The organism is Blastococcus haudaquaticus, from assembly GCF_900230285.1.
GTDB classification, from domain to species: domain Bacteria; phylum Actinomycetota; class Actinomycetes; order Mycobacteriales; family Geodermatophilaceae; genus Blastococcus_B; species Blastococcus_B haudaquaticus.
In genome coordinates this window covers 797,105-821,382 of the sequence record NZ_OCNK01000002.1, presented here as the reverse complement: position 1 = coordinate 821,382, position 24,278 = coordinate 797,105, and the positions used below count along the sequence as shown (strand labels likewise).

The following is a 24,278-nucleotide window of genomic DNA, read 5'->3' as shown; positions in this document are numbered from 1 at the left end:
TATCTTCGCCGCATGGACGACGACCGCGTGTTCAAGGCGCTCGCCGATCCGACCCGCCGTTTCCTGCTCGATCTGCTCTTCGCCCGCGACGGGCGGACGTTGAGCGAGCTCGAGTCGGCGGTGGAGATGACGCGCTACGGCGTGATGAAGCACCTCAGGGTGTTGGAGGACGCCGGCCTCGTCGTCACCCGACGGTCCGGGCGGGAGAAGTTCCACTTCCTCAACCCGGTGCCGATCCGGGAGGTCCACGACCGGTGGATCGACAAGTACACCGAGCGCCAGGTCACGGCGCTCATGAATCTCAAGAAGGAACTGGAGAGCGACCATGACCAGCACTGAGACGGTCCCCGCCGAGCGCGCCACCGCGACGCAGGTGCACCGCATCTTCATCAAGGCGGCGCCGGAACGGATCTGGCAGGCGATCATCGATCCGGAGTGGAACGGCCGGTACGGGTACGGCGCGCCCGCCGAGTACGACCTCAGCCCGGGCGGTGCGTACCGCTCGTTCGCGTCCGAGGCCATGAAGAAGGCGTCGACCGAGATGGGCTACCCGCAGCCGCCCGACGTGGTGGTCGACGGCGAGGTGATCCTGGCCGACCCACCGCACAAGCTGGTGCAGACCTGGCGGATGCTCATGGACCCCACCACCGCTGCCGAGGGCTTCAGCCGGCTCACCTACGACATCGCCGGTCCCGGTCCGGACGGCGTCTGCCGGTTGACCGTCACGCACGAGGTCGGGGGCATGCCGGCGCTGGAGGCGCTGGTCCGCGGCAGCGAGGAGCTGGGTGCGCCCGGTGGCGGCGGCTGGGACTGGGTGCTCAGCGACCTCAAGAGCCTGCTGGAGACCGGGTCCGGCTTCGCGGCCTGAGGGGCGGTGCCGCCGCGACAGCCACCGTGTGGCTGTCGCGGCCGCACGCCGGCTCTCGTCCGCGCCGCACGGCAGCGGACCTCGCGGTCGACCGCGAGGTCCGCTGAGACACCGCGTGGACGACGACGGCCCGGCTCCTTCGACGCTGAGGGGGCCGGGCCGTCGGGCTCTGCGGGCTCCCGGCTAGGCGGGCAGCGAGGCCACGCCGCGCGGCAGGAACCGCTCGCCGGTGACCTTCTCCGAGACGCCGGCCCGGTCCAGGTGGGCGGAGATGCCACCCAGCCAGAAGGGCCAGCCGGCGCCCAGCAGCATGCACAGGTCGATGTCCTGCACCGCCTGCACGACGCCCTCGTCCAGCATCAGCCGGATCTCCTGAGCCAGCGCCTCGACCGCCCGCTGGCGCACCTCGGCCTCGGTCTGGGGTGAGTCGCCGGCATCGATGCCCTCGAGCTCGGGGTCGACGACGCCCGGCTCGCTGTAGACCGAGGACTTGCCCAGCTCGACCATCTTCTTGAGGCCCTCGCCGACGGAGAACCGGTCGGGGAAGGCCTCGTGCATGCGCTCGGCCACGTGCAGCGCCACCGGCGGGCCGACGAGCGTGAGCAGCTCGAACGGCGTCATCGGCAGGCCCAGGGGGTCGAGCGCGCGATCGGCCACGGCGACCGGGGTGCCCTGCTCCACGGATGCGGTGACCTCGCCGAGGAACCGGGTGAGCAGCCGGTTCACGACGAACGCCGGGGCGTCGGCCACCAGCACGCAGCTCTTCTTCAGCGACTTGCCGACCGAGAACGCCGTGGCCAGCGTGGCGTCGTCGGTCTGCTCGGCGCGCACGACCTCCAGCAGCGGGAGTACCGCCACCGGGTTGAAGAAGTGCAGGCCGACGACCCGCTCCGGATGCTCGAGCTTGGACGCCATCTCGGTGACCGACAGGGCCGAGGTGTTGGTCGCGAGCACGCACTCGGGCGAGACGATCGCCTCGACCTCGGCGAACACCTGCTGCTTGACCGACATCTCCTCGAAGACGGCCTCGATGACGAGGTCGGCGTCGGCGAAGACGTCCTTGGACAGCGACCCGGTGACCAGGCCCTTGAGCTGGTTGAGCTTGTCCTGGTTCAGTCGCCCGCGCAGGGCGAGCTTGTCCAGCTCGCCGTGCACGTAGGCCACGCCCTTGTCCACGCGCGCCTGGTCGATGTCGGTCAGCACGACCGGCACCTTGAGCTGCCGCACGAACAGCATCGCCAGCTGCGAGGCCATGAGCCCGGCGCCGACGACGCCGACCTTCGTGACCTTGCGAGCCAGCGACTTGTCCGGCGCGCCGGCCGGCCGCTTGGCCCGCTTGTTCACCAGGTCGAACGAGTAGAGCGAGGCCCGCAGCGGGTCGCTCATCAGCAGGTCGGTGAGGGCGTCGTCCTCGGCCGCGGTTCCGGCGGTGAACGCGTCCGCACCCACTCCGTTGCGGGCGAGGTCGAGCAGCTCCACGGCCCGGACGGCGCCGGGGGAGGCGTTGCGCGTGCGGCCGGCCACGATGGCGCGAGCGCGGCCGATCGCCTCGTCCCAGGCAGCGGTGTCGACCTCGGGCCGGGAGATGGCGACGTCGCCGCCGACGACGCCGACGGCCCACTCGAGCGAGCGCTCCAGGAAGTCGGCCGGCTCGAGGACGGCGTCGGCGATGCCGAGCTTCGCCGCCTTCGGGGCCGGCGTCATCTTGTTCTGCGCCAGGGCGTTCTCGACGATCACCGTGACGGCGGGGTCGATCCCGATCAGGTTCGGCAGCAGTTGCGTGCCGCCCCAGCCGGGCACCAGGCCGAGGAAGACCTCGGGGAAGGCGACCATGGCCGTCGACGAGATGGTCCGGTAGTCGCAGTGCAGCGCCAGCTCCAGGCCGCCGCCGAGCGCGACGCCGTTGACGAAGGCGAACGTCGGCACCGGGGAGTCCTTCAGCCGACGGAACACCCGGTGCCCGGTCTCGGCGATCTCCCGCGCCATCGCGGCGTCGGTGATCGTCGGGACGCCGGAGAGGTCCGCGCCGACGGCGAAGATGAACGGCTTGCCGGTCACGCCGATCGCCACCGGGGCGGGGGAGCGGGCGGCGATCTCGTCGAGGGCGGCGTCCAGCGACGCGAGCCCGCCCGGGCCGAACGTCGACGGGCGGGTGTGGTCGTGCCCGTTGTCGATGGTGATCAGGGCGAACTCGCCCGACAGGCTGGGCAGGGTCAGGAACCGGACCAAGGCCTGCGTGACGACCTCGTTCTCGAAGACTGCGGTGGTCATGGGGTGTTGCCCTCCCAGTTCGGGTTCTCCCAGATCACGGTGGCGCCCATGCCGAGACCCACGCACATGGCGGTGAGGCCGTAGCGGACGTCGGGCCGCTCGGCGAACTGCCGCGACAGCTGGGTCATGAGCCGGACGCCGGAGGACGCCAGCGGGTGGCCGACGGCGATCGCGCCGCCCCACGGGTTGACCCGCTCGTCGTCGTCGGCGATGCCGAAGTGGTCGAGGAAGGCGAGGACCTGGACGGCGAAGGCCTCGTTGAGCTCGAACAGCCCGATGTCGTCGATGGTCAGGCCGGTGCGGGCCAGCGCACGCTCGGTCGAGGGGACCGGGCCGATGCCCATGACCTCGGGCTCGACACCCACGTAGCCGTAGCCGACGAGGCGCATGCCGACGTCCAGACCGAGCTCGAGCGCGACGTCCTCGGCGGCCAGCAGGCAGCCGGTCGCGCCGTCGTTGAGGCCGGCGGCGTTGCCCGCGGTGACGTGGCCGTGCGGGCGGAACGGCGTCTTGAGCGAGCCCAGGCCCTCGAGGGTGGTCTGGGGCCGCGGCGGCTCGTCGACGGTGGCGACGCCCCAGCCGTGCTCGGCCGACCGGGTGGCCATGGTGACCAGCTCCGGCCCGATCTGGCCGTTGGCAACGGCCTTGGCGTACTTCTGCTGGCTGGCCAGCGCGAACGCGTCGGCCCGCTCCTTGGTCAGGTGCGGGAAGCGGTCGTGCAGGTTCTCCGCGGTGGAGCCCATGACCAGCGCGGAGGGGTCGACCAGCTTCTCGCTGATGATCCGCGGGTTGGGGTCGACGCCCTCGCCCATGGGGTGGTTGCCCATGTGCTCGACACCGCCGGCGATGGCGACGTCGTAGGCGCCGAAGGCGATGCCGCTCGCCGTGGTGGTCACCGCGGTCATGGCACCGGCGCACATGCGGTCGATCGAGTAGCCGGGCACCGACTTCGGCAGACCGGCCAGCAGGGCGGCGGTCCGGCCCAGCGTCAGGCCCTGGTCGCCGATCTGCGTGGTGGCGGCGATGGCCACCTCGTCCACGCGGTCGGCCGGCAGCGCGGGGTTGCGGCGCAGGAGCTCGCGGATGACGCGGACGACGAGGTCGTCGGCGCGGGTCTCGGCGTAGATGCCCTTCGGGCCGGCCTTGCCGAACGGGGTGCGCACGCCGTCGACGAAGACGACCTCGCGCAGCGACCGTGGCCGCCGCTCTTCCACTGACAACTGGACCTCCGGAGCAGTTCGGGTCCGGCCCGGAGACGGGTCGGCAGGAGTGAAGTTACCCGTCGGTAACGTCGCGGCCAAGCGCGACCCGACCCCCACGGGTCACGGGCCAGGTCACGGTCCGGCAACGGTGACCAGCTGTGCTTGCGGTCACAGCCGATCAATGGAAAAGATGTGCCGCCGGAATTTCGATGTAACCCCAACAAAAAGGCAGGTCCCCTCTCATGGCGCGACGGAGCACCCTGACGACGGCGATCGCAGCCGCCCTCGTCTTCGGCTTGGCCGCATGTGGCAGCGACGACGGCGGCGACAGCGGCAGCGGCGGAGGCGGCGGTGGCGGCGAGGCCGCCGGCAAGGTCGGCGTGATCCTTCCCGACACCGAGTCCTCGGTCCGCTGGGAGAACTTCGACCGTCCCTACCTCGAGGCCGCGTTCGAGGACGCCGGGGTCGAGTACGACATCCAGAACGCCGAGGGCGACGCCCAGCGGCAGGCCACCATCGCCGAGCAGATGATCACCGAGGGCGCCACCGTCCTGGCGATCGTGAACCTGGACTCCGCCTCGGGCGCGCAGATCCAGGAGCAGGCGGCAGCCGAGGGCGTGCAGACCATCGACTACGACCGGCTCACCCTCGGCGGTTCGGCGGAGTACTACGTCTCCTTCGACAACACCGAGGTCGGTCGCCTGCAGGGCCAGGGCCTGGCCCAGTGCCTCGAGGAGAACGGCGTCACCCAGGGCAACATCGCGTTCCTCAACGGCTCGCCGGACGACAACAACGCCACGCTGTTCTCGGCGGGCGCGCACGAGGAGCTCGACCCCCTGACCCAGTACACCCAGGTGGCCGAACAGGCCGTGCCGGGCTGGGACAACCAGGAGGCCGCGACCATCTTCGAGCAGATGTACACGCAGGCCGGCGGCAACATCCAGGGTGTCCTGGCCGCCAACGACGGCCTGGCCAACTCGGTCATCCAGATCCTGGGGCGGAACAACGCCGCGGGTGCGAACAACGTGACCGGCCAGGACGCCACGGTCGAGGGTCTGCAGAACATCCTCGCCGGTGACCAGTGCATGACGGTCTACAAGTCGATCCGCGAGGAGGCCGGCGCGCTGGCCGAGCTGGCCGTCGCGCTGATCAACGGCGAGGAGGCCGAGACCACCGGCACGGTCGAGGACAGCGAGGGTGGTCGCGACGTCCCGTCGATCCTGCTGACGCCGGTCTCGATCTTCCGGGACAACGTCAAGGACGTCGTCGACGACGAGTTCGTGACGGCCGAGGACCTGTGCACCGGTGAGTTCGCCGACGCGTGCACGGAGCTGGGCATCGAGTAATGGTCAGCGGCTGCCGGGGCGCCCATCATGGGCGCCCCGGCAGTCATCGCTGCGCCCGAACCAGCTCGACCGAGAGGCCCTGTCGTGTCCGCACCGACCGACCGTCCCGAGGACGGCACACCCACCCCGGAACTGACGCCCACCCTGGAACTGCGGGGCGTCGACAAGAGCTTCGGCGCCATCCAGGTCCTGCACGGCGTCAACCTCAAGGTCTACCCCGGCCAGGTCACCGCCCTGGTGGGTGACAACGGCGCCGGCAAGAGCACGCTGATCAAGTCGATCGCCGGCATCCACTCCATCGACGCGGGCGAGATCCTCTTCGAGGGCCGGCCCGTCTCCGTCTCCGGTCCCCGGGACGCCGCCGCCCTCGGCATCGAGATCGTGTACCAGGACCTCGCGCTCGCCGACAACCTCGACGTCGTGCAGAACATGTTCCTCGGGCGGGAGCGCAAGAACGGCTTCGTGCTCGACGAGGTCTCCATGGAGGAGGCCGCCCGCGACACCCTCAGCAAGCTGTCGGTGCGCACCCTCAAGTCCGTCCGCCAGCTCGTCTCCAGCCTCTCGGGTGGTCAGCGGCAGACCGTGGCGATCGCCAAGGCGGTGCTCTGGGAGTCCAAGCTGGTCGTCCTCGACGAGCCGACCGCGGCCCTCGGCGTGGCCCAGACGCGTCAGGTGCTCGACCTGGTCCGCCGGCTCGCCGACACCGGCCACGCGGTCGTCTTCATCTCCCACAACATGGTCGACGTGTTCGAGATCGCCGACCGCGTCGCGGCGCTCTACCTGGGCCGCATGGCCGCGGACATCCCCATCTCCGAGGTCAACCGCAGTCAGGTCATCGAGCTCATCACTGCGGGCCGCTCGGGCACGATCGGCATCGCGCCCGCCGAAGCCGCGGCCGTGGAGGTCTGAGCCATGTCGAGCAACACCATCTCCCAGTCCACCAGCGCCCAGGAGCCCGGCGGCGCGCCGTCCGGCTTCGAGGCCGACCGCTCCGCCGACTCCGTCGGCGGCGCGGCGCGCGCCTACGTCGACCGCGTGCGCGGAGGTGACCTGGGAGCGCTGCCCGCGATCCTCGGCATCGTCGCCCTGGGCCTGCTCTTCTTCGCGCTGCGCCCGGAGACCTTCCTGACGCCGCGCAACATGGCCAACCTGGCCGACCAGGCGGCGCCGATCATCATCCTGGCGATGGGCCTGGTCTTCATCCTGCTGCTCGGGGAGATCGACCTCTCCGCGGGCGTGGTCAGCGGGGTGTGCGCGGCGGTCATGGCCAAGCTGCTCGCCGACGCCGGGGCACCCTGGTACGTGTCCGTGGCGGCGGCGATCCTGACCGGCGTCGTCATCGGCCTGTTCACCGGCAGCCTCGTCGGGCTGGTGGGGATCCCGTCGTTCGTCGTCACCCTCGCGCTGTTCCTGGGCTGGCAGGGCTTCACCCTGCGGCTCATCGGCGAGGGCGGCACCGTGGCGGTGCGCGACCCGGTCATCTCCGCGATCAGCGACAAGAACCTGCCGGTGGTGCTCGGCTGGATCCTCGCCCTGGTGGTCATCGCGCTCTACGCCGCGCTGCAGCTGAATCGGTGGCGCACCCAGAAGGCGAAGGGGCTGGCGCACCAGCCGCTCGCCGTGGTGCTCATCCGCATCGGGGTGATCGCCGCGGTCGTCGTCCTCGTGACGGCGGTGCTCAGCGTCGACCGGGCTCCGGCACCGGGCGTCGTGCTCGCCGGCATCCCGTACGCCATCCCGCTGGTGGTCATCCTGCTCCTGGCGCTGACCTTCCTCCTGGGCCGGACCGGCTTCGGCCGGCACGTGTACGCCGTCGGCGGCAACGCCGAGGCGGCCCGGCGCGCGGGCATCAACGTCACGAAGATCAAGGTGACGGTCTTCGTGATCGGGTCGAGCCTGGCCGCGATCAGCGGCATCGTCGCCGCTGCCCGGCTCGGGTCGGTGGCGCCGGGCTCCGGTGGCGGAAACACGCTGCTGTACGCGGTCGGCGCGGCCGTCATCGGTGGCACCAGCCTCTTCGGTGGCCGGGGGCGTGCCCGCGACGCCGTGCTGGGTGGCCTGGTCGTGGCGATCATCGCCAACGGACTGGGGCTGCTCGGCACCGAGGCGTACCTGAACTTCATCATCACCGGTGGGGTGCTGCTGCTGGCGGCGAGCGTCGACGCGCTGGCGCGTCGGCGTGCGGCGGCGACCGGTCACTGAGGGGGATCGGCCCCTGCCGCCCGCCGTGTCAGTCGCCGGCGGGCGGCAGGACGACCGTCTCCTCCGCTTCTCGGGAGTAGACGAGCCGGACCGTCAGGTCGTCGTCGGCCCGCACACCCTCCGGACGGTCGACCGCGGTCGTCCTCGGGGCCATGTCGGCCGTGCAGGGGTCCCGGTCCGGGAACAGGGGCTCGATCTCGATGCGGATCTCCTGCTCGCCGACGACCGTGACCGTGGTGGGGCCGCTCGGGCAGCTCGAGCTCCCGTAGGTCGTGACGGCCAGGTCGCCGTCGTCGCCCCACGTCACCGGCGGCGGGAGGGGCGCCACCTCGAAGGTCTGCTCGACGCCGGTCGTCGGGCCGGGAAGGCCCACCGGAGGCGGGTCGCCCGCCGGCCCGGCGCAGGCGCACAGCGCGAGCGCGGCGGCCACCGGCACGGCGTACCGGCGGTCAGTCACCGAAGTCCACCGTCTGCCCCATCAGGTCCACCCGGCCCAGTGTGACGCCGCCCGCCGTCACCGCCTCGACCTGGTCGGTGCCGAGCGGGAGGGGAGCGACCACGACGCCGTCCTGGGCGGTGTGCTCGCCGAGGAACACGCGGTCGTCGTCGTAGGTGCGGATCAGCGCCACCTCCGGCGGTCCGACGACCACCAGGTGCGTCGACACCGGATGCCCGCTGGTGGTGTCGAACACCTCGCACGCCACGGCGTGCACCCGCCGCTCGACGGGCGGGCCGGCCGGGAGGATCGCCCGGCCGCAGTACGTGCCCATGCTCGAGCCGTCGGGGTCCTCGGGCATGAGCCACTGCGCCTGCACCACGATCGCGCCGCTGGGCAGCGTGACCGTGACCAGCGCTGCCACGCCCGGCCCGTCCGTGGGGACCGGGCCCACCCACTGTGCGGCGACCGTGGTCTGCATGCCCGAGAGCCCGAGCTCGGCCAGGACGTACTCCGCCGAGTACTCGGCGGCCTGTTGCCCGAGCTCCGCCGGGCGGCCCCGGGGATAGGCGATGGCGGGCGGCTCGCCGGCACCCTCGACGACCACCGACCACGGCATGTCCCGTGCTTCGAGGCGCCCGCCGCGCAGCACCCGGTAGGACGTCGATCCGTCGGCGGCCCGCGGGAACGGGGGGACGCGCGCGATCGCGACGCCGTTCTCCGTGTCCACCTCCCGCCACTCCCGGCTGGTGCTGCCATCGGCGCCGATCAGCGGGCGGGTCGACACCTCGACGACGTCGCCGGGCGCCGCCACGACCACGACCACCCCGGTCCGCGGATCGGTGAGGGCGACCGGCCAGTCACCCGCGATGCCGTTCGGGCCGCTCGCCAGCACCATCTGCTCCGGGGCGGCCCCCGGCGGGCCGGTGAACCAGGCCGCCACCAGCTCGTCGTGCGGAACGACGTCCTCGGGGACGTTCGCCCCGACCGGGGACGTGCGGCCGGCCACCAGCGCCCACCGGCCCCCGGGGACGTCGCCGGCGAAGACCACCTCCCGGGCCTCGACCGGGGGATCGGGCTGGTAGTAGAGGATCGTGCCGTCGGCGGCGCGGACCGGTGCCTCCTCGGTCCAGTCCAGGGCGCGGACGCCGTCGAGGAATGCCTGGTCGTCGGACAGGGAACCGCGGGTCGTCAGGTCGGCGATGTCCACCGTCGGCACACGCGTGAACGGCGGCCCGCCGGGTGCGGCGGACGACGAGACACCCGACGACGCACCACCGGATGACGCACCACCGGACGACGCATCACCGGACGACACATCACCGGACGACACCGCCTTCTCCGGGGAGAGATCGCCGAGCCGCGGGACGGCGATCCCGACGAGCACCAGGCAGCCGGCGGCAGCGAGCAGGTTCCTGCGGGTGCGCCGTCGGCTCTCGCTGCGCTCGGCCACTGCACGGGCGAGTCCGGGTCCGTCCGCCGTCGGCGGCCCGGCGCGGTCGGCGAGGGAGCGGAGCCGGTCGCCCAGCTCCTCCTCGGGCGCCGTCACCGACGATCCCGCTGGTCGCCCGGCACGGGCGCCGCCGCACCGGACAGGGTGCCGCGCAGGCGGGCCAGCCCGCGGGCGGCCTGGGTGTTCACGGTGCTCTCCGAGCAGCCCATGAGCTGCGCCGTCTGCAGCTCGGAGAGGTCCTCGTAGTAGCGGAGCACCACCGTGGCGCGCATCCGCGGCGGCAGGGCGGCCAGCGCCCGGCGCAGCTGGTCCCCGGCGTCGAGCCGGTCGGCCGGTTCGGGAGCGGCGACGTCGGGGAGGCGGCCGGTGGGGTGTTCCCGGCGCCAGGCCCGGCGGCGCCAGCTCGTGTGGGTGGTCACCAGCGCGCGCCGGACGTAGGCCGTGGGCTCCCCACGCCGGCTGATCCGGTCCCAGTGCCGGTAGGTCTTCATCAGCGCCGTCTGCACGAGGTCCTCCGCATGCCCGCGGTCACCGGCGAGGAGGAACGCCAGGCGCAGCAGGCTCGCCTGCTGCCGGCCGACGAAGTCGGGGAAGGACTCCCTGCCCTCGCCCTCGCCGTCCACGCCCGTCCTCTCGCCACCCGCGCCCTCTACACGCAGCAGCGTGCCGGGCGGACCCACAGGTGACCGTCACGATCGGGTAACGACGGTCGAGCGCCGGGCAGCGTGCGAACCAGGAGTCCGGACCGGGCGCCGGCCTAGGCGCGCGAGACGGCGTCGGCGAGGACGGCGAGGGTGAGCTCGACCTGCCAGGCACGCGCCCCGCCGGCCCGGAGCGCCTCGGCGACGGCCGCGCTGTCGCGGTCACCGGGAGGGCTCCACATGATCCGGCGGACCAGGTCGGGGGAGAGGAGGTTCTCCACCGGGACGGAGTGCTTCTCCGAGATCTCGGCCAGACCGGCGCGCGCGACCTGCAGCCGGGTCGCCGCGGCCGGGTCGCGGTCGGCCCAGCGGTTCACCGGCGGCGGCCCGTCCCCGGACTTGCTGTGCGGCGGCAGCTCCGCCTCCGGCACGTCCCGGCCGCGGGTGATGGCCCCGAACCAGGTGGCCACCAGCTTCCGGTTGGCCCGCCCGCGGAAGACGGGGAGTTCCAGCAGCGCGCCCTCGTTCGACGGGTCGGCCTGGACGGCGGCGACCATGGCGGAGTCGGGGAGCACGCGCCCCGGCGCGACGTCCCGCCGACGCGCCATGTCGTCGCGGGCCTGCCACAGCGACCTCAGGATGCCCAGCTGGCGGCGGCTGCGCAGGCCGTGCACACCCGACGTGCGCCGCCACGGATCGGCCTTCGGCGCCGGCGGACCGGCGGCGAGGACGGCCTCGAACTCCTGCCGGGCCCACTCGGTCTTGCCCTGCTCCTCGAGGATCGCGGCCAGCGCGTCGCGGAGGTCGACGAGCACCTCGACGTCCAGGGCGGCGTAGACCAGCCACTCCTCGGGCAGGGGCCGGGTGCTCCAGTCGGCCGCGGAGTGGCCCTTCTGCAACGAGAACCCGAGCAGCGACTCGACGACGGCGCCGAGGCCCACCCGCGGCAGGCCCGCCAGCCGGGCGGCCAGCTCCGTGTCGAAGATGCGCCGGGGCACGAGACCGATCTCGGCGAGGCACGGCAGGTCCTGGTTGGCCGCGTGCAGCACCCATTCGGCATCGGCCACGGCGTCCTGGATGACCGAGAGGTCCGGCAGGGGGACCGGGTCGATGAGGCCGGTGCCCGACCCGTTGCGGCGCATCTGCACCAGGTAGGCCTTCTGGCCGTACCGGTAGCCGGAGGCGCGCTCGGCGTCGACGGCGACCGGACCGGTGCCGGCGCGGAGCGCCTCGGCGTACTCCACCAGCCGGGTGGACGTCTCGATGACCGGGGGAAGACCGTCGCGCGGAGCGAGGAGCGGTTCCGGCGGGGGCCCCTCGGGAACGGCGTCCTCCGCCGGGGAGGGAGTGGGCTCGGTGCTCAGTTGCCGTCCACCTTCTTGCCGGTCCTCGTCGTCGGTCGGGCCGCCGGCCCCGGACAGCTCCGCAGTTCACGGAGCGAGGGGAGGGGCGCCGGCGCAGGGCGCACCGGCTGACGCCACCGATGTTAGAGAGTCTCGCCGCCGATGCGGTCGGAGGGACCCAGGAGGCGCACTCCGGGCGGCGGGAGGCCCGCCGCGTTGCCCAGCACGTCCAGCCATGCCTGCAGGTGCCGGTCGAGCGCGGCGTCCTCCGCCGTCCAGGACGCCCGCATCTCGACGTCGACGCTGTGCTCGGGCCCGGCGAGGTCCCCGAAGCGGGTCGACGCGGTGCGGGTGACGGTGCCGCCCACGGCGTGGTGCCCGGCGCCGGCCTCGGCCAGCGCCTCGGTCAGCCAGCTCCAGGCGACCTCGGAGAACATGGTGTCGTCGACCAGTTCCTCGTCGGTCGCCGCGGACAGGTATCCCACGCAGCGGGTGGTGCCCTTCCACGCGTCGTGACCCTCGGGGTCGTACAGCACGATGAACCGCGCGTTGGCGATCTCGAAGTCGTCGTCGCCGTCCGGGTCCGGCTCGCCCACCCGCGCGGCGACCGCGTGCGCGAACGGCGCCAGCCGCTGGGGGGCCGGGATCTGCTCCAGCACGATCTCGGGGCGGACACGGACGGAGGCGAGCGCGTCCAGGGCGGCACGGAACTCGGCCGGGGGTTCGTCCCCACCCGTGTCCCTGCCTCGGTTCCCGGCGTTCGCCAGGCTGGTCGGCTCCACGCAGGCAGGGTAGGCCGCCGGATAGCACACCGCGCCCGACGCGCCGCAGACGTCCCGGACCGGCGCTCGCGGACGGCACGACGGCGACGCCCCGTCGTCTGGGAGGATCGGCGGTCGTGAGTGCCGCTACCGACCCCATCCGGTCGGCCGTCCCGTCCGACTCCGACCTCGTGCGGGCCGCCCGGGGGCTGCCGGTCAGCCGCACCCCGGTGTGGTTCATGCGCCAGGCCGGCCGCTCCCTGCCGGAGTACCGGGCGCTGCGGGCGGGCACCGGGATGCTCGCCGCCTGCCAGGATCCCGACCTGGTCACCGAGATCACCCTCCAGCCGGTCCGCCGGCACGGCGTGGACGCGGCGATCCTGTTCTCCGACATCGTGCTGCCGCTCGTGGTGGCCGGGGTCGACCTCGACATCAAGCCCGGCGTGGGGCCGGTGATCGCCCAGCCGGTGCGCACGGCGGCCGACGTGGACGCGCTGCCGCTGCTCGACCCGTCGCACCTCGACTTCCTGACCACGGCCGTGCGGTCGCTGGTGGGCGAGCTGGGGCCGACTCCGCTGATCGGGTTCGCCGGAGCGCCGTTCACGCTGGCCACCTACCTGATCGAGGGCGGTCCGTCGAAGGAGCACGCTCGCACCAAGGCGTTCATGTACGCCGAACCGGCTGCCTGGTCGCGGCTGATGGAGCGACTGGCGCTCTCGGCGGCGACCTTCCTGCGGGTCCAGATGGACGCCGGCGTCTCCGCCGTGCAGCTGTTCGACTCGTGGGCCGGCGTGCTGTCGGCCGCCGACTACGAGGCGCGGGTGCTGCCGTACTCGCGCGAGGTGTTCGAGGCGATCGGCTTCCGGGACGTGCCCCGCATCCACTTCGGTGTCGGCACCGGCGAGCTCCTGCCCCTGATCGGGGACGCCGGCGCCGACGTCGTCGGGGTCGACTGGCGGATCCCGCTGGACGAGGCGGCCCGCCGGGTCGGCCCCGGCCGCTCGCTGCAGGGCAACCTCGACCCCGCCGTCCTGCTGGCCGACCGGGCGACCGTCGACCGCGAGGTGCGCCGCGTCGTGGAGCAGGGTCGTGCCGCCCGCGGGCACGTCTTCAACCTCGGCCACGGCGTGCTGCCCGACACCGACCCGGGCGTGCTGACCCACGTCGTGGAGCTGGTGCACGAGCTCTCGGCTCGATGAGCCGCCCCCGTCGGCTGGTCCTCGTCGGTGCCGGGATCACCGGTCTGGCCGCCGCCTTCGAGTGGCGGCGCCGTCGACCCGACGACGAGATCGTCGTCCTGGAGGCCGGCGACCGGATCGGCGGCAAGCTGCACCGGGTCGAGCTGGCCGGGCACTGGTACGACACCGGTCCCGAGGCGGTCCTGGCCCGGGTGCCCGAGGCCGTCCGGCTGGTCGAGGACCTCGGGCTCGCCGACCGACTGGTCGCGCCGGCGACCACGCAGGCGTCGGTGGTGCTCGCCGACGGCCGACACCGGCTGCCCGCCGGGACGGTCCTCGGGGTGCCCGCCGCGGCCGACGGCCTGGAGGGCTTCCTCTCGCCCGCGGGGGTGGCCCGCGTCCGGGCCGAGGCCGATCTGCCGCCGCTGGTCCTGCACGGCGACGTCGCGGTGGGCACCCTGCTCCGCGAGCGGCTCGGCGACGAGATCGTGGACCGGCTGGTGGAACCGCTGCTGGGTGGGGTCTACGCGGGCCGGGCGGACGAGCTGAGCCTCCAGGCGACGATGCCGGCCCTCGCCGCCGCCCTGCCCGCCGCCCGCTCGGTCCTCGCCGCCGCGGCCGCGTCCCGCGACGCGGGCGCGCGCAGCCGGGGGGACGCCGACGGGCCGGTGTTCGCGACGGTGGCCGACGGGATCGGCTCCCTGCCCGAGGCGCTGGTCGTCGCGTCGGGCGCAACCGTCCGGCTGCGGACCCCGGCGCACGGGCTGCGGCGCACGGCGGCGGGCTTCGAGCTCTCGATCGGACCGGCGGCGGACCCTGAGCTGCTGACCGCGGACGCCGTCCTGGTGACCGCCCCGGCGCAGAAGGCCGCCCGGCTGCTGACCGACGCGGCGCCCGGCGCCGTCGAGCCGTTGCAGGGCATCCCGTACGCGTCGATGGCCGTGGTGGCCATGGCCTTCCCGGCCCAGGACGTCGACGCGGGCTCCGGGCTGCTCGTGCCGCCGGTCGCCGGGCGGCTGGTGAAGGGGGTGACCGTCTCGTCGGCCAAGTGGCCGCACCTGGCCGCCGAGGGCGGCCCCGTGCTGGTGCGCTCGTCGGTCGGCCGGTTCCGGGACGAGTCCGAGCTCCAGCGCTCCGACGACGACCTCACCGCGGCCGTCGTCGCCGACGTCGCCGAGCTGCTCGGGCTGGACCGGCCCGAGCCGCTGCAGACCCGGCTGGTGCGCTGGGGCGGCGGGCTGCCGCAGTACCTGGTGGGGCACCAGGGCCGGGTCGACGCCGTCCGCGCCGCCGTCAGCGAGGTCCCCGGGCTGGCGATCGCCGGTGCGGCCTTCCGCGGTGTCGGCGTGCCCGCCTGCATCCGCGACGCGCAGCACGCGGTCGAATCCCTGCTCTAGCCCGGCGGCCCGGACGCGACCGTGCGCGTGGCGATCTGGGTGCGGTTGGCCAGCCCGAGCTTCGTCAGGATGTTCCGCACGTGGGTCTCCACGGTGCGCGCCGAGAGGAACAGCCGCCCGGCGATCTCGCGGTTGGTGAGCCCGGCGGCCACCAGCGACGCGATCTCGCGCTCGCGGACGGTCAGCGGGTCGGCCGCACGCGCCGCCCGGCCGGCCCCCTCGATCAGGAGGGCCGCCCGCCGTGCGGGGCCGGGCATCCCGAGCCGGCGGGCCTCGGCCTGCGCCGAGCGCGCCAGCTCGACCGCCCGCGGCAGGTCGGCGGTGCGGCCGCGCTCCACCAGCGCGGCCGCCAGCCCGACGGAGTCGTTGACGGCAGCCGGCCGCGCACCGGTCCGTGTGTCGACCCGCAGCGCCTCCTCGAAGTGCCCGACCGCCTCGGTCCAGTCACCGCGGACGGCGGCCAGCCGGCCGAGCAGGACCTCCAACGAGCCGCAGCAGTAGACGCCCGCACCGCCGGCGTCCATGGCGAGGGTGGCGACGATCCGCGTCAGTGCTCCGGCCGCCTCCGCGTCGCCGAACTCCTCGACCAGCGGCACGAGCGTCTCGGCCACCCCGGCCGACTCCACGAAGTCCGGCTCGGTCATCCGCGGGCGCAGCTGCGCGTACCGGACCGATGCCTCCTCGCGGCGGCCGCCGACCAGGGCGACGACCGCGCGGCTCGCCTGGACGATCGGTACGTCGTCGGCGAGGTCCATCAGGAGGACCGCCTCGCCGTCCAGGTCCAGCGCTCGCCCCGTGACCAGCGCGTACTGGTAGAGGAACGCACCGGACATGCCTGCGGCGGACAGGTCCTGGGCGAGCTCGGTGGCCCCGACGACCCGGGCCTGCTCGTTGAGTGCGAGCGCCTCCTCGAACCGGCCGTAGAGGGCGGCGACCGACGCCCGCAGCCGCAGGTCGTGCCACCGCACCAGCGGCAGCCGGGTGCGCCGCGCCAGGGCGGTGATGCGGGCGAGCTCGTCCTCGGCCGTCGCCGTGTCGCCGCCCTCCAGCGCCGCGTCGATCCGCCACTTGGCGCCCCACAGCTCGGCCAGCGGCTGCCCGGTGGCGGCCGCGTGGTCGATCGCCAGGCGGCCGAGCCGGAGCCGTTCCTCCCGCGGCAGCGCCGTCGGATGGGCCTTCATGCGGGCACGGACCGCGTCGATGACCGCCAGCGGGTCGCCGCTCTCCTCGGCGAGGGCCAGCGCCTCCGCGGCGTGCGCCGTCGAGGCGCCGACCCGCCCCGCGTCGGCCAGCACCGAGGCCGACTGGGCGAGGAGCCGGGCCCGCAGCGCCGGTCGCGCCGCCGTGTCCGGGTCCGCCAGCGCCCGCTCGCACATGCGCAGGACCGCCGGGGGGAACCCGGGCGCGGCGACGTCCTGCACGGTGAGCGCGGCCGGCGCGAGCAGGTCGGGCCGGCCGCAGGCGGCTGCGGCCTCGGACGCAGCCGAGGCGTGCTCGAGGCTCTCGCCGGACCGGCCCGCCCGGAACTCCGCCGTCGCCAGTTGCAGCAACAGCTCGGCCCGCTCGCCGGGGTCGGGGCCGGCACGGTCGGCGGCGTCCAGCGCCATGGCGAGGAAGCGCGCGGCCTCGTCGAACGCCAGCGAGCGGGTGGCCCACTCGCCGGCACGGCGCGCCCACCGGGCCGCCCGCAGCAGGGTGGCCCGCTCCGAGGCGGCCCGCAGCCAGTGCCCGGCCACGCGCCCTGCCGCCGTCGGGTCGTCGCCGGCCACCTGCTCCAGCGCCTCGGCGGCCCTGCGGTGCCACTCCTCACGGGCGCTCGGGGAGAGATCGGCGTAGATCGCGTCCCGCACCACCGCGTGGGCGAACCTGCGCCGGCCGGGAGCGTCCGGCACCGCCGTCAGGACGCCGGCCCGCACCGCGGCGTCCAGCCCCGCGCGCACCTCGCCCGCCGGCCGGCCGGTCACGGCCGCCACCCGGCCGGCGTCGACCTCCTCGCCGAGGACCGCGGCGATGTCGAGCAGGTCGAGGACGCCGGGCGGCAGGGCCGTGAGCGTCGTCCGGACGAGGTGCCGCAGCTCCGTCGAGCCCTGCTCCGCGGCGCCCTCCCCGGACGCCGCCGCGGGCGCCCGCGCGACCGCCCGCAGGTAGAGCGGGTTGCCGCCGCTGCGCCGGTGGGCGACCCGTACCGCCTCGGCCGGCGCCCGAGGGAGGTACCGCCGGACGTCGTCCTCGGTGAGCGGCGCCAGGGGCACGGCAACGGTGCCGGGCGAGCGCAACAGCTCCGGCAGGATCCGGTCCAGCGGGCGGGCGCCGGGCCCGCCCGACGGATCGCGATAGGTGCCGACGACCAGCAACCGGGAGCGCTGCAGGTCACCGGCCAGGTGCCGCAGCAGCCGCAACGAGGTCTCGTCGGCCCAGTGCAGGTCCTCCAGGACGACGACCAGGCCGTCCGGCTCGGCGGCGTCCAGCAGCGCCTCGGTCGCGGTCGCCACCAGCGCGAAGCGGGCGGCCTCGGGGTCGGCCGACCCCTCGCCGAGCAGGTCGATGCCCGACAGCGCGTGCGCCACGGCGGACCGGACCTCGGGGAGCATGCGGGCGACCCGGCGCCAGGGCCACAGCGGCGGGGCCCCGGGATCGTCGACGCAGCGCCCCCACGCGACGGCGGGCAGGGCGGCCGTCGCCTCCTCGACCGTGCGGGTCTTGCCGATCCCGGCGGGGCCGGAGAGCAGCAGGAGGCCGCCCCGGCCGGCCGAGGCCGCGACGATGCAGGCCGACAGCTGCCCGAGCTCGGCTGCACGGCCGACGAAGGCATCGCCGTCGGCGGGCGGGGTGGCGGTGGCCACGGCGCGGAGTATCCACGCGCACGGGCGTCCTGCGTACCGCCTTTCAGTACCGCACCTCAGTAGCAGCGACCCGTGGTCGTACGGATGTCCGTGCGTCGCCGCCGCCGGATCGTCTCCCGTGCCGGGACCGGGACCGCCGGTCCCCGATCGAGGAGGCATCCCGTGCACGCCACCGTCCATCCCTACCGACGTCCGTCGGACGCCGGGACCGATCCGCAGGACGTCGTCCGCACCGCGCTCGCCGGGAGCCCGGAGCCGGCCGGTGCGATCGTCGTCGACCACCGGGACGGCGACGAGGGCACCCTCGTCGCGCTGTGGCGAGACGAGGCGCAGGCGCCGACCGGCACCCGCACCTACGGAATGGTCGACCGCCTCGACGGCGTCGCCGCCGGTCGCACCCCGCTGTTCGCCATGCTGACCTGGGTCAACTCGGCCGGGGACCCGGCCGTCGCGCGGGCCGCGGAGCGCGGCGGGCGCGAGCGGATCCACCCGGCCGTCCGCGACGTCGACGGCCTGGTCGGCGTGCTGGTGTTCCGGTCGGCCGACGACCGCATCCTGGTCGTCGGGCTGGCGACCGGCATGGAGACCCACACCGAGGTCCAGGCCCGGATCATGCGCGCGCCGCTGCTGCCCGGCGAGGACCCCACCCTGCTGCCCGGCCCCGACCGGGTGGAACTCGGTCGCATCCTGCGGGCCGACATCCCGGCGGAGGTGCCGTCGTGACCGCCACCGTGCGGGCGCCCGCCCCGACGGCCGGTGTGTGGACGGTCTCCGACAGCCGGACGCAGGTCGCCTTCGCCGTCCGCAACCTCGGCCGGCCGGTGCACGGCTCGGTGACCTGCCGGTGGGGCGAGCTGGAGACGGACGGGACCGGCGCGCCCGTGCGGGTCGTGGGGGAGCTGGACCTGGGAACCGTCGACACGGGCATCGCGAAGCGGGACGCCGACCTGCGGAAGCCGTGGCTGCTCGACATCGAGCGGCACCCGACGATGACCTGGGGCGCCGACCGGTTCACCCGGCACGACGACGGCCGGTGGACGGCGGAGGGTGTCCTGCACGTGCGGGGGACCTCCGCGCCGCTGGCTGTGACGGGGGTGGCGGAGGTCCTGCCCGACGGGTGGGTCCGGGTCCGGGCCACCGCGGCGCTCGACCGCAGGTCGGTGGGCATCCGCGCCCCGCGGTTCCTCATCGGGAGCACGGTGGAGATCGACGTCGACGCCTGGCTGAGCTGCCCCTGCCCCGGGTGAGCCGAGGGCACGGCCCGGCGGGTGGTGCAGCCCACCACCCGCCGGGGCATCGCGGCGGCCCGTCCGGTGTTCAGGTGGGTGTGAGTTCCCAGCACGAGTTCCATTCCCACCCGATCGAGTCCTCATCTCCCGTCCGATGCCTGCGGCACCACGTGTCGATGGCTGCCTGTGAGGGCTGCCGCGATGCGCGGACCGCTCGTCTCGAGCGGGAGAAGGAGCTGAGCCGGACGGCGCGCTGACGCTCGTCGTCCGATGAACCCCGCCCCGCATGGTCACCGTTGACCATCGGGGCGGGATCCCCACCCCGCACACCGGGAACGGCCGGGCGGCGGGGGACAATGGCCCCATGAGTGAGCAGGGGACCGATCCGACCGGTGAGCAGACCGAGGAACGCAGCATCGGCAAGCGGGCCAACGAGCTGAACGCCAGCATCCGCTACACGATGTGGTCGGTGTTCCGGCTGGCCCGCCCGCTCGCCGACGAGCAGCGGTCCGCCGCCGCCGACGAGGCCGTCGCCCTGGTCGAGGAGCTCGCCGGCAAGGGCGTCGTCGTCCGCGGCACCTACGACGTCGCGGGCCTGCGCGCCGACGCCGACGTCATGGTGTGGTGGCACGCCGAGACCCCGGACGCGCTGCAGGAGGCCTACACGCGCCTGCGTCGCACCACGGTCGGCCGGCACCTGGACCCCGTCTGGTCGCAGATGGCGCTGCACCGTCCGGCGGAGTTCAACCGCAGCCACATCCCCGCGTTCCTCGCCGACGAGGAGCCGCGGCGCTACGTCTGCGTCTACCCCTTCGTGCGGTCCTACGAGTGGTACCTGCTGCCCGACGAGGAGCGGCGGGACATGCTCAAGGAGCACGGCATGCAGGCCCGCCCCTACCCGGACGTGCGGGCGAACACCGTCGCCTCGTTCGGTCTCGGGGACTACGAGTGGATGCTGGCCTTCGAGGCCGACGAGCTGCACCGCATCGTCGACCTGATGCGCGACCTGCGGGCCAGCCGGGCCCGCCGGCACGTCCGCGAGGAGATCCCCTTCTACACCGGCGTCCGCAAGCCGATCGCGGAGCTCGTCCGCGACCTCGCGTAGCGGCGCCCTCCTGACGGCGCGGCCCTCCTGACGGCGGTGCCGGGGCCGCGTGCTAGCTTCGCCGACGGTCTCGAGTGCCAGCGTCAAGCCCCGGCTCGCTGGCCGGCAACCCTCTCCGTCGCGGGGTGCTCCCGGGTGATGACCTGACCTGGACGAGACGTGTCCCGGTAAGGACGAAGCGGAGGGAAGCCCGGTGGAACCAGCACCGTCCCGCCCGTCCTCTCCAGCGCGTGCCGCCCGGGTGTCCGTTCCTCGTGCCGCGGACCTCGTGGCGCACGCCGTCAAGGAGAGCTCATGAACGACGTCCCCCGCCGCACCGTCCGCCGTTCCGGACCGGTTGCCGCAGCCCTGCTCGCGACGGTGCTGGGGCTGACGGCCTGCGCCGACTCCGGCTCCTCCGGGGGCGGTGAGGGTGGCGAGGAGAGCGCCGGCTCGATCATCGTCATCACGCCGAACCCCGTCGGCGGCAACAACTTCCTCGAGCTCGCCGTCCAGGGCGCGGAGGACGTGGCGGAGGAGAAGGGCCTCGAGCTGGACGTGTTCGAGAGCACCGACCCCACCTCGATCCAGCAGAACGTCGAGGCCGCGGTCCGCGAGAAGCCGGACATCGTCGTGGGTCTGTCGTTCTCCCTGCAGGACGCCTTCGCGACCGTGCCGCTGGACAACCCCGACCAGCAGTTCCTGCTCGTCGACGGCTGCCCCGATCCGCAGCCGGAGAACGTCACCTGCGCCGCCTTCCGTGAGCACGAGGCCGCCTACCTCGCCGGGGTCGAGGCCGGCCTGCTCAGCGAGACCAAGCAGATCGGCGTCGTCGCCGCGCTGGACACGCCCTTCATCCGCCGCTGGGTCGACCCATTCGCCGCCGGCGCGGCCAGCGTCGACGCGACGGTCACCTCCACCCCGCTGTTCGTCGGCGGTGACAACCCCTTCGGCGACCCGGCGCGCGGCAAGGCGCAGGCCCAGGTGCTCGCCGACCAGGGGGCGGACCAGGTGCTGCTCGCGGCGTCCGGCAGCAACGTGGGCGCCTTCGAGGTCGCCACGGCCGGCGGCTTCCAGGCGTACGGCGTCGACGTCAACGAGTGCGCATCCGCGCCCGGGCAGGTCGTGGACAACGTGCTGAAGAACGTGGACGTCGCGCTCGCCGGCGCGGTGACCGAGATCCTCGACGGCAACACCGGCGGCTTCCAGGTCTACGGCCTCGCCGAGGACGGCGTGGGCCTCACCGCCCTGGAGGACGACGTGGACTCCTCCGGCTGCCTCATCGCCGACCGCCCGGACGTCATCGAGCAGGTCCGCGAGGTCCAGGAGCAGATCATCGACGGCACCGTGACCGTGGACGACCCGGCCGCTGGATGACCGACCTGCACCCGGACGACGCGCGCCCGGCCGCGGGGGCGGACACCCCCGCGGCCGAGCTGCGTGGCATCACCAAGCGGTTCGGTCCGGTGCTCGCCGTCGACGGCGTGGATCTCGTCCTCGAGCGGGGGACCGTCCACGCCGTCGTCGGCGAGAACGGCGCCGGCAAGTCGACCCTGATGTCGGTCCTCTACGGGCTGCAGCGTCCCGACGCCGGTGCGGTCCTGCGGAACGGGCGCGAGCTGCGGCTGCGTTCCCCGCTGGACGCGATCGACGCCGGCCTCGGCATGGTCCACCAGCACTTCCGGCTGTTCGGCTCGCTGACCGTGGCCGAGAACGTCGTCTACCGAGCGGAGCCCGGCCGGTGGGGCGTGTACGACCGCCGGGCGGCCGAGCAGCGGGTCACCGAGCTCGCCGGGCGCTTCGGCCTGGACGTCGACCCGTCGGCGCGGGTGGACACGCTGCCGCTCGGGGTGCGCCAGCGCGTGGAGATCCTCAAGGCGCTGCACCGGCAGGCGGAGGTGCTCATCCTCGACGAGCCGACCGCCGTCCTGACCCCGGGCGAGGTGGACTCCCTCTTCGCGGTCGTGCGGTCGATGGCAGCCCAGGGGACCACCGTCGCGCTGGTCACCCACAAGGTCCGCGAGGTGCTCGAGGCGACCGACCGCGTGACGGTGCTCCGCGACGGCGTGGTGTCCGCCCGGCTGGAGACGGCCCGGACGACGGCCGGCGAGATCGTCGAGGCGATGATCGGCCGCGGCCTGAAGCCCGCCGTCAACCCGCGCGGCGCCGTCAGCGGGGAACCGGTGCTCGAGGTGAGCGACCTCCGCCTGGCGGCGGCGCCGGGTGCGGCCGGGGTGCACGGGGTGTCGCTGCAGGTGCGACCCGGCGAGGTCGTCGGCATCGCGGGTGTCTCCGGCAACGGGCAGCGCGAGGTGGTCGAGTCCGTGCTCGGGCTGCGCTCCCCGGACGGCGGCAGCGTGCTGCTGCACGGGCAGGACCTCGCCGGCCTCGGGGTGCGCGAGCGCCGCGGGCGGGGGATCGCCTACGTGCCGGAGGACCGGCCCGGGATGGGTACCGCGGCGAGCCTCTCCGTCGCCGACAACCTGGCGCTGGGCCACCACCGCACCCCTCCGCTCGGGAGCCGGGCGCGGCTCTCGCCCCGCGCGGTGCGCGCCCAGGCCGGTGAGCTGGTCCGCCGGCTCGGGGTGAAGACGGCCGGGGTGAACGCGCCGCTCGCGTCGCTGTCGGGCGGCAACGCGCAGAAGGTGGTCCTGGCCCGCGAGCTGCACCACGAGGCGCCGCTCCTGGTGGTCGAGCAGCCGACGCAGGGTGTCGATGTCGGCGCGGGGGAGGAGATCCACCGGCTGCTTCTGGACTACCGCGCCCGCGGCGGCGCGGTGCTCCTGGTCTCCTACGAGATCAGCGAGCTGCGCGCGCTGGCCGACCGCGTGCTCGTCATGCTGGACGGCGTGGTGACCGCGGACCTCGACGCGGCCGACGCGACCGAGGAGGTGCTGGGCGCGGCGATGGTGCACGCGACCCGGCCCGACGACGGCTCTTCCCGGGCGGGCTCGTGAGCGGGCTCGTCGCCCGGCTCCGGCTGGCCGCACCGGCGGCGCTGGTCCCGCTGGGTGCGGTGGTGGTGGCGCTGCTGGTCGGCGCCGTCGTCATGGCCGTGGCGGGGGTGGACCCGCTGCGCGGCTACGACGCGATGGTCCGCGGCGCCCTGAGCGTCAGCAACATCGACTTCGCCGTCGCCTCGTTCACGGCCATCCTCGCGATGTCCCTCGCCTTCGCCGTCCCCGCGCGCATGGGCGAGTACAACCTCGGCGGGGACGGGCAGCTCGCACTGGGCGGCATCTCCGCCGCCGTCGTCGCGCTCTACCTGCCGGCCCCGGCGATCGTGCTGCTCCCGGTCTGCCTGGTCGCCGGTGCACTGGGCGGTGCCGCGCTCGCCTCGGTCTCCGCGCCGCTGTCCACCCGCGCGGGCGTGCCGGTGATCATCTCGACGCTGCTGCTGAGCGCGCCGGCGGTGGCCCTGACCTCCTACCTCGTCCGCTTCCCGCTGGCCGAGCGCGGCTCGGCGGTGCCGCAGACGTCCCGACTCCCCGATGCCGCGCACCTGCCGTCCTTTCCGGGGACGAGCTACACGAACGCGGGCCTCGTGGTCGTGGTCCTGGTGCTCCTGCTGGCGGTGCGCGTCGACTCCCGCACCCCGGTCGGCTACGAGATCCGGGTGGCGGGCGCCAACCGCGGGTTCGCCGCGTACGGCGGCCTGTCGGTGCCGCGGCTGACCCTGGGCACGCTCGTCGCCGCCGGGGCCGTCGCCGGCCTCGCCGGGGCGATCATCGTGATGAGCCAGCCGTTCCGGTTCATCGACGACGCGCTCACCGCACCCGGCTACACCTTCGCCGGGATCGCGGCCGCGCTGCTGGCCGGCGGGCGGCCGGCGCTGCTGCCGCTGACCGCGGCGCTGTTCACCGTGCTGACCGTCGGTTCGGCCGGCATGGAACGCGACGTCGACGTGCCCCGGCAGCTCGGCCAGGTCCTGCAGGCGGTGGTCATCCTCGTGCTCGCGCTGCGGGTGCTCGCCGCCCGCTGGGTCGCCCGGCGCGCACGCGACGCCGTCGGCGGAAAGGTCTGA

At 74.2% G+C, this 24,278-nt stretch carries 21 protein-coding genes and 1 riboswitch; of the genes, 13 read left to right on the top strand and 8 right to left on the bottom strand.

Annotation, left to right across the window (positions count from 1 at the left end; genetic code table 11):
- Positions 1-12: 12 nt before the first annotated feature.
- Together CRP30_RS23015 and CRP30_RS23010 are read left to right on the top strand one after the other, a co-directional pair.
- Positions 13-339, top strand: coding sequence for an ArsR/SmtB family transcription factor (locus CRP30_RS23015; RefSeq protein WP_235003312.1), 327 nt, complete (start codon positions 13-15; stop codon positions 337-339).
- A complete protein-coding gene (locus CRP30_RS23010; protein WP_097183857.1) occupies positions 326-868 on the top strand; it encodes an SRPBCC domain-containing protein in 543 nt (180 codons plus the stop codon). Before CRP30_RS23015 ends, CRP30_RS23010 begins: the two co-directional genes overlap by 14 nt.
- A 183-nt stretch (positions 869-1,051) precedes the next feature.
- Here the strand turns inward: CRP30_RS23010 and CRP30_RS10555 are convergent, their stop codons facing one another.
- Both CRP30_RS10555 and CRP30_RS10550 read right to left on the bottom strand, forming a co-directional pair.
- Positions 1,052-3,139 carry a 3-hydroxyacyl-CoA dehydrogenase NAD-binding domain-containing protein gene (locus tag CRP30_RS10555; protein WP_097183856.1) on the bottom strand — a complete coding sequence of 696 codons (2,088 nt, stop codon included), beginning with the start codon at positions 3,137-3,139 and terminating at the stop codon, positions 1,052-1,054.
- On the bottom strand, positions 3,136-4,353 hold the full coding sequence (locus CRP30_RS10550; RefSeq protein ID WP_235003311.1) for a thiolase family protein: 1,218 nt from the start codon (positions 4,351-4,353) through the stop codon (positions 3,136-3,138). The genes CRP30_RS10555 and CRP30_RS10550 overlap by 4 nt, the downstream gene beginning before the upstream one ends.
- A gap of 230 nt (positions 4,354-4,583) precedes the next feature.
- Here CRP30_RS10550 and CRP30_RS10545 point away from each other — a divergent pair, with 230 nt between their 5' ends.
- From CRP30_RS10545 to CRP30_RS10535, 3 genes are all read left to right on the top strand, one after another.
- A complete protein-coding gene (locus CRP30_RS10545) occupies positions 4,584-5,687 on the top strand; it encodes a sugar ABC transporter substrate-binding protein (RefSeq protein ID WP_097183854.1) in 1,104 nt (367 codons plus the stop codon).
- Between the two features lie 84 nt (positions 5,688-5,771).
- Positions 5,772-6,596, top strand: coding sequence for an ATP-binding cassette domain-containing protein (locus CRP30_RS10540; protein WP_235003310.1), 825 nt, complete (start codon positions 5,772-5,774; stop codon positions 6,594-6,596).
- Between the two features lie 3 nt (positions 6,597-6,599).
- Positions 6,600-7,889: a sugar ABC transporter permease gene (locus CRP30_RS10535; protein WP_097183852.1), complete on the top strand. Its 1,290-nt coding sequence runs from the start codon at positions 6,600-6,602 to the stop codon at positions 7,887-7,889.
- A 28-nt stretch (positions 7,890-7,917) separates the two neighbouring features.
- Here CRP30_RS10535 and CRP30_RS10530 read toward each other — a convergent pair whose 3' ends face one another.
- From CRP30_RS10530 to CRP30_RS10510, 5 genes are all read right to left on the bottom strand, one after another.
- Positions 7,918-8,346 (bottom strand): hypothetical protein, encoded by a 429-nt coding sequence (locus CRP30_RS10530; RefSeq protein WP_097183851.1) that lies wholly within the window; start codon positions 8,344-8,346, stop codon positions 7,918-7,920.
- Entirely contained in the window at positions 8,339-9,874 is a 1,536-nt protein-coding gene (locus tag CRP30_RS10525) for a hypothetical protein (RefSeq protein ID WP_097183850.1), read from the bottom strand. Before CRP30_RS10525 ends, CRP30_RS10530 begins: the two co-directional genes overlap by 8 nt.
- On the bottom strand, positions 9,871-10,401 hold the full coding sequence (locus CRP30_RS10520; protein ID WP_097183849.1) for a SigE family RNA polymerase sigma factor: 531 nt from the start codon (positions 10,399-10,401) through the stop codon (positions 9,871-9,873). Before CRP30_RS10520 ends, CRP30_RS10525 begins: the two co-directional genes overlap by 4 nt.
- Before the next feature lie 134 nt (positions 10,402-10,535).
- Complete coding sequence (locus CRP30_RS10515; RefSeq protein WP_097183848.1) at positions 10,536-11,783, bottom strand: ribonuclease D; 1,248 nt, start codon at positions 11,781-11,783, stop codon at positions 10,536-10,538.
- A 122-nt stretch (positions 11,784-11,905) separates the two neighbouring features.
- Complete coding sequence (locus tag CRP30_RS10510; protein WP_097183847.1) at positions 11,906-12,544, bottom strand: DUF3000 domain-containing protein; 639 nt, start codon at positions 12,542-12,544, stop codon at positions 11,906-11,908.
- Positions 12,545-12,660: 116 nt separating this feature from the next.
- Here CRP30_RS10510 and hemE point away from each other — a divergent pair, with 116 nt between their 5' ends.
- Together hemE and hemG are read left to right on the top strand one after the other, a co-directional pair.
- On the top strand, positions 12,661-13,722 hold the full coding sequence (gene hemE, locus CRP30_RS10505) for a uroporphyrinogen decarboxylase (RefSeq protein WP_200814656.1): 1,062 nt from the start codon (positions 12,661-12,663) through the stop codon (positions 13,720-13,722).
- Positions 13,719-15,098, top strand: a complete 1,380-nt coding sequence (gene hemG / locus CRP30_RS10500) for a protoporphyrinogen oxidase (RefSeq protein WP_097183845.1) — start codon at positions 13,719-13,721, stop codon at positions 15,096-15,098. Before hemE ends, hemG begins: the two co-directional genes overlap by 4 nt.
- On the opposite strand, the gene CRP30_RS10495 is transcribed toward hemG, so the two are convergent.
- The gene (locus CRP30_RS10495) at positions 15,095-17,941 is read right to left on the bottom strand and encodes an ATP-binding protein (protein WP_200814655.1); all 2,847 of its coding nucleotides are present in this window, start codon (positions 17,939-17,941) and stop codon (positions 15,095-15,097) included. The genes hemG and CRP30_RS10495 overlap by 4 nt on opposite strands.
- 162 nt (positions 17,942-18,103) lie before the next feature.
- On the opposite strand from CRP30_RS10495, the gene CRP30_RS10490 reads away from it, so the two are divergent.
- The 6 genes from CRP30_RS10490 (at position 18,104) to CRP30_RS10465 (ending at position 24,278) form a co-directional block, all read left to right on the top strand.
- On the top strand, positions 18,104-18,664 hold the full coding sequence (locus CRP30_RS10490; protein WP_097183844.1) for a hypothetical protein: 561 nt from the start codon (positions 18,104-18,106) through the stop codon (positions 18,662-18,664).
- Positions 18,661-19,188: a YceI family protein gene (locus tag CRP30_RS10485; RefSeq protein ID WP_200814654.1), complete on the top strand. Its 528-nt coding sequence runs from the start codon at positions 18,661-18,663 to the stop codon at positions 19,186-19,188. The genes CRP30_RS10490 and CRP30_RS10485 overlap by 4 nt, the downstream gene beginning before the upstream one ends.
- A gap of 346 nt (positions 19,189-19,534) precedes the next feature.
- The gene (hemQ, locus tag CRP30_RS10480; protein ID WP_097183843.1) at positions 19,535-20,275 is read left to right on the top strand and encodes a hydrogen peroxide-dependent heme synthase; all 741 of its coding nucleotides are present in this window, start codon (positions 19,535-19,537) and stop codon (positions 20,273-20,275) included.
- 66 nt (positions 20,276-20,341) lie between these two features.
- Positions 20,342-20,455: riboswitch (SAM riboswitch) on the top strand.
- A 114-nt stretch (positions 20,456-20,569) separates the two neighbouring features.
- Positions 20,570-21,631, top strand: a complete 1,062-nt coding sequence (locus tag CRP30_RS10475) for a BMP family ABC transporter substrate-binding protein (RefSeq protein WP_097183842.1) — start codon at positions 20,570-20,572, stop codon at positions 21,629-21,631.
- Positions 21,628-23,211 (top strand): ABC transporter ATP-binding protein, encoded by a 1,584-nt coding sequence (locus CRP30_RS10470; RefSeq protein WP_097183841.1) that lies wholly within the window; start codon positions 21,628-21,630, stop codon positions 23,209-23,211. Before CRP30_RS10475 ends, CRP30_RS10470 begins: the two co-directional genes overlap by 4 nt.
- Positions 23,208-24,278 carry an ABC transporter permease gene (locus CRP30_RS10465; protein WP_097183840.1) on the top strand — a complete coding sequence of 357 codons (1,071 nt, stop codon included), beginning with the start codon at positions 23,208-23,210 and terminating at the stop codon, positions 24,276-24,278. Before CRP30_RS10470 ends, CRP30_RS10465 begins: the two co-directional genes overlap by 4 nt.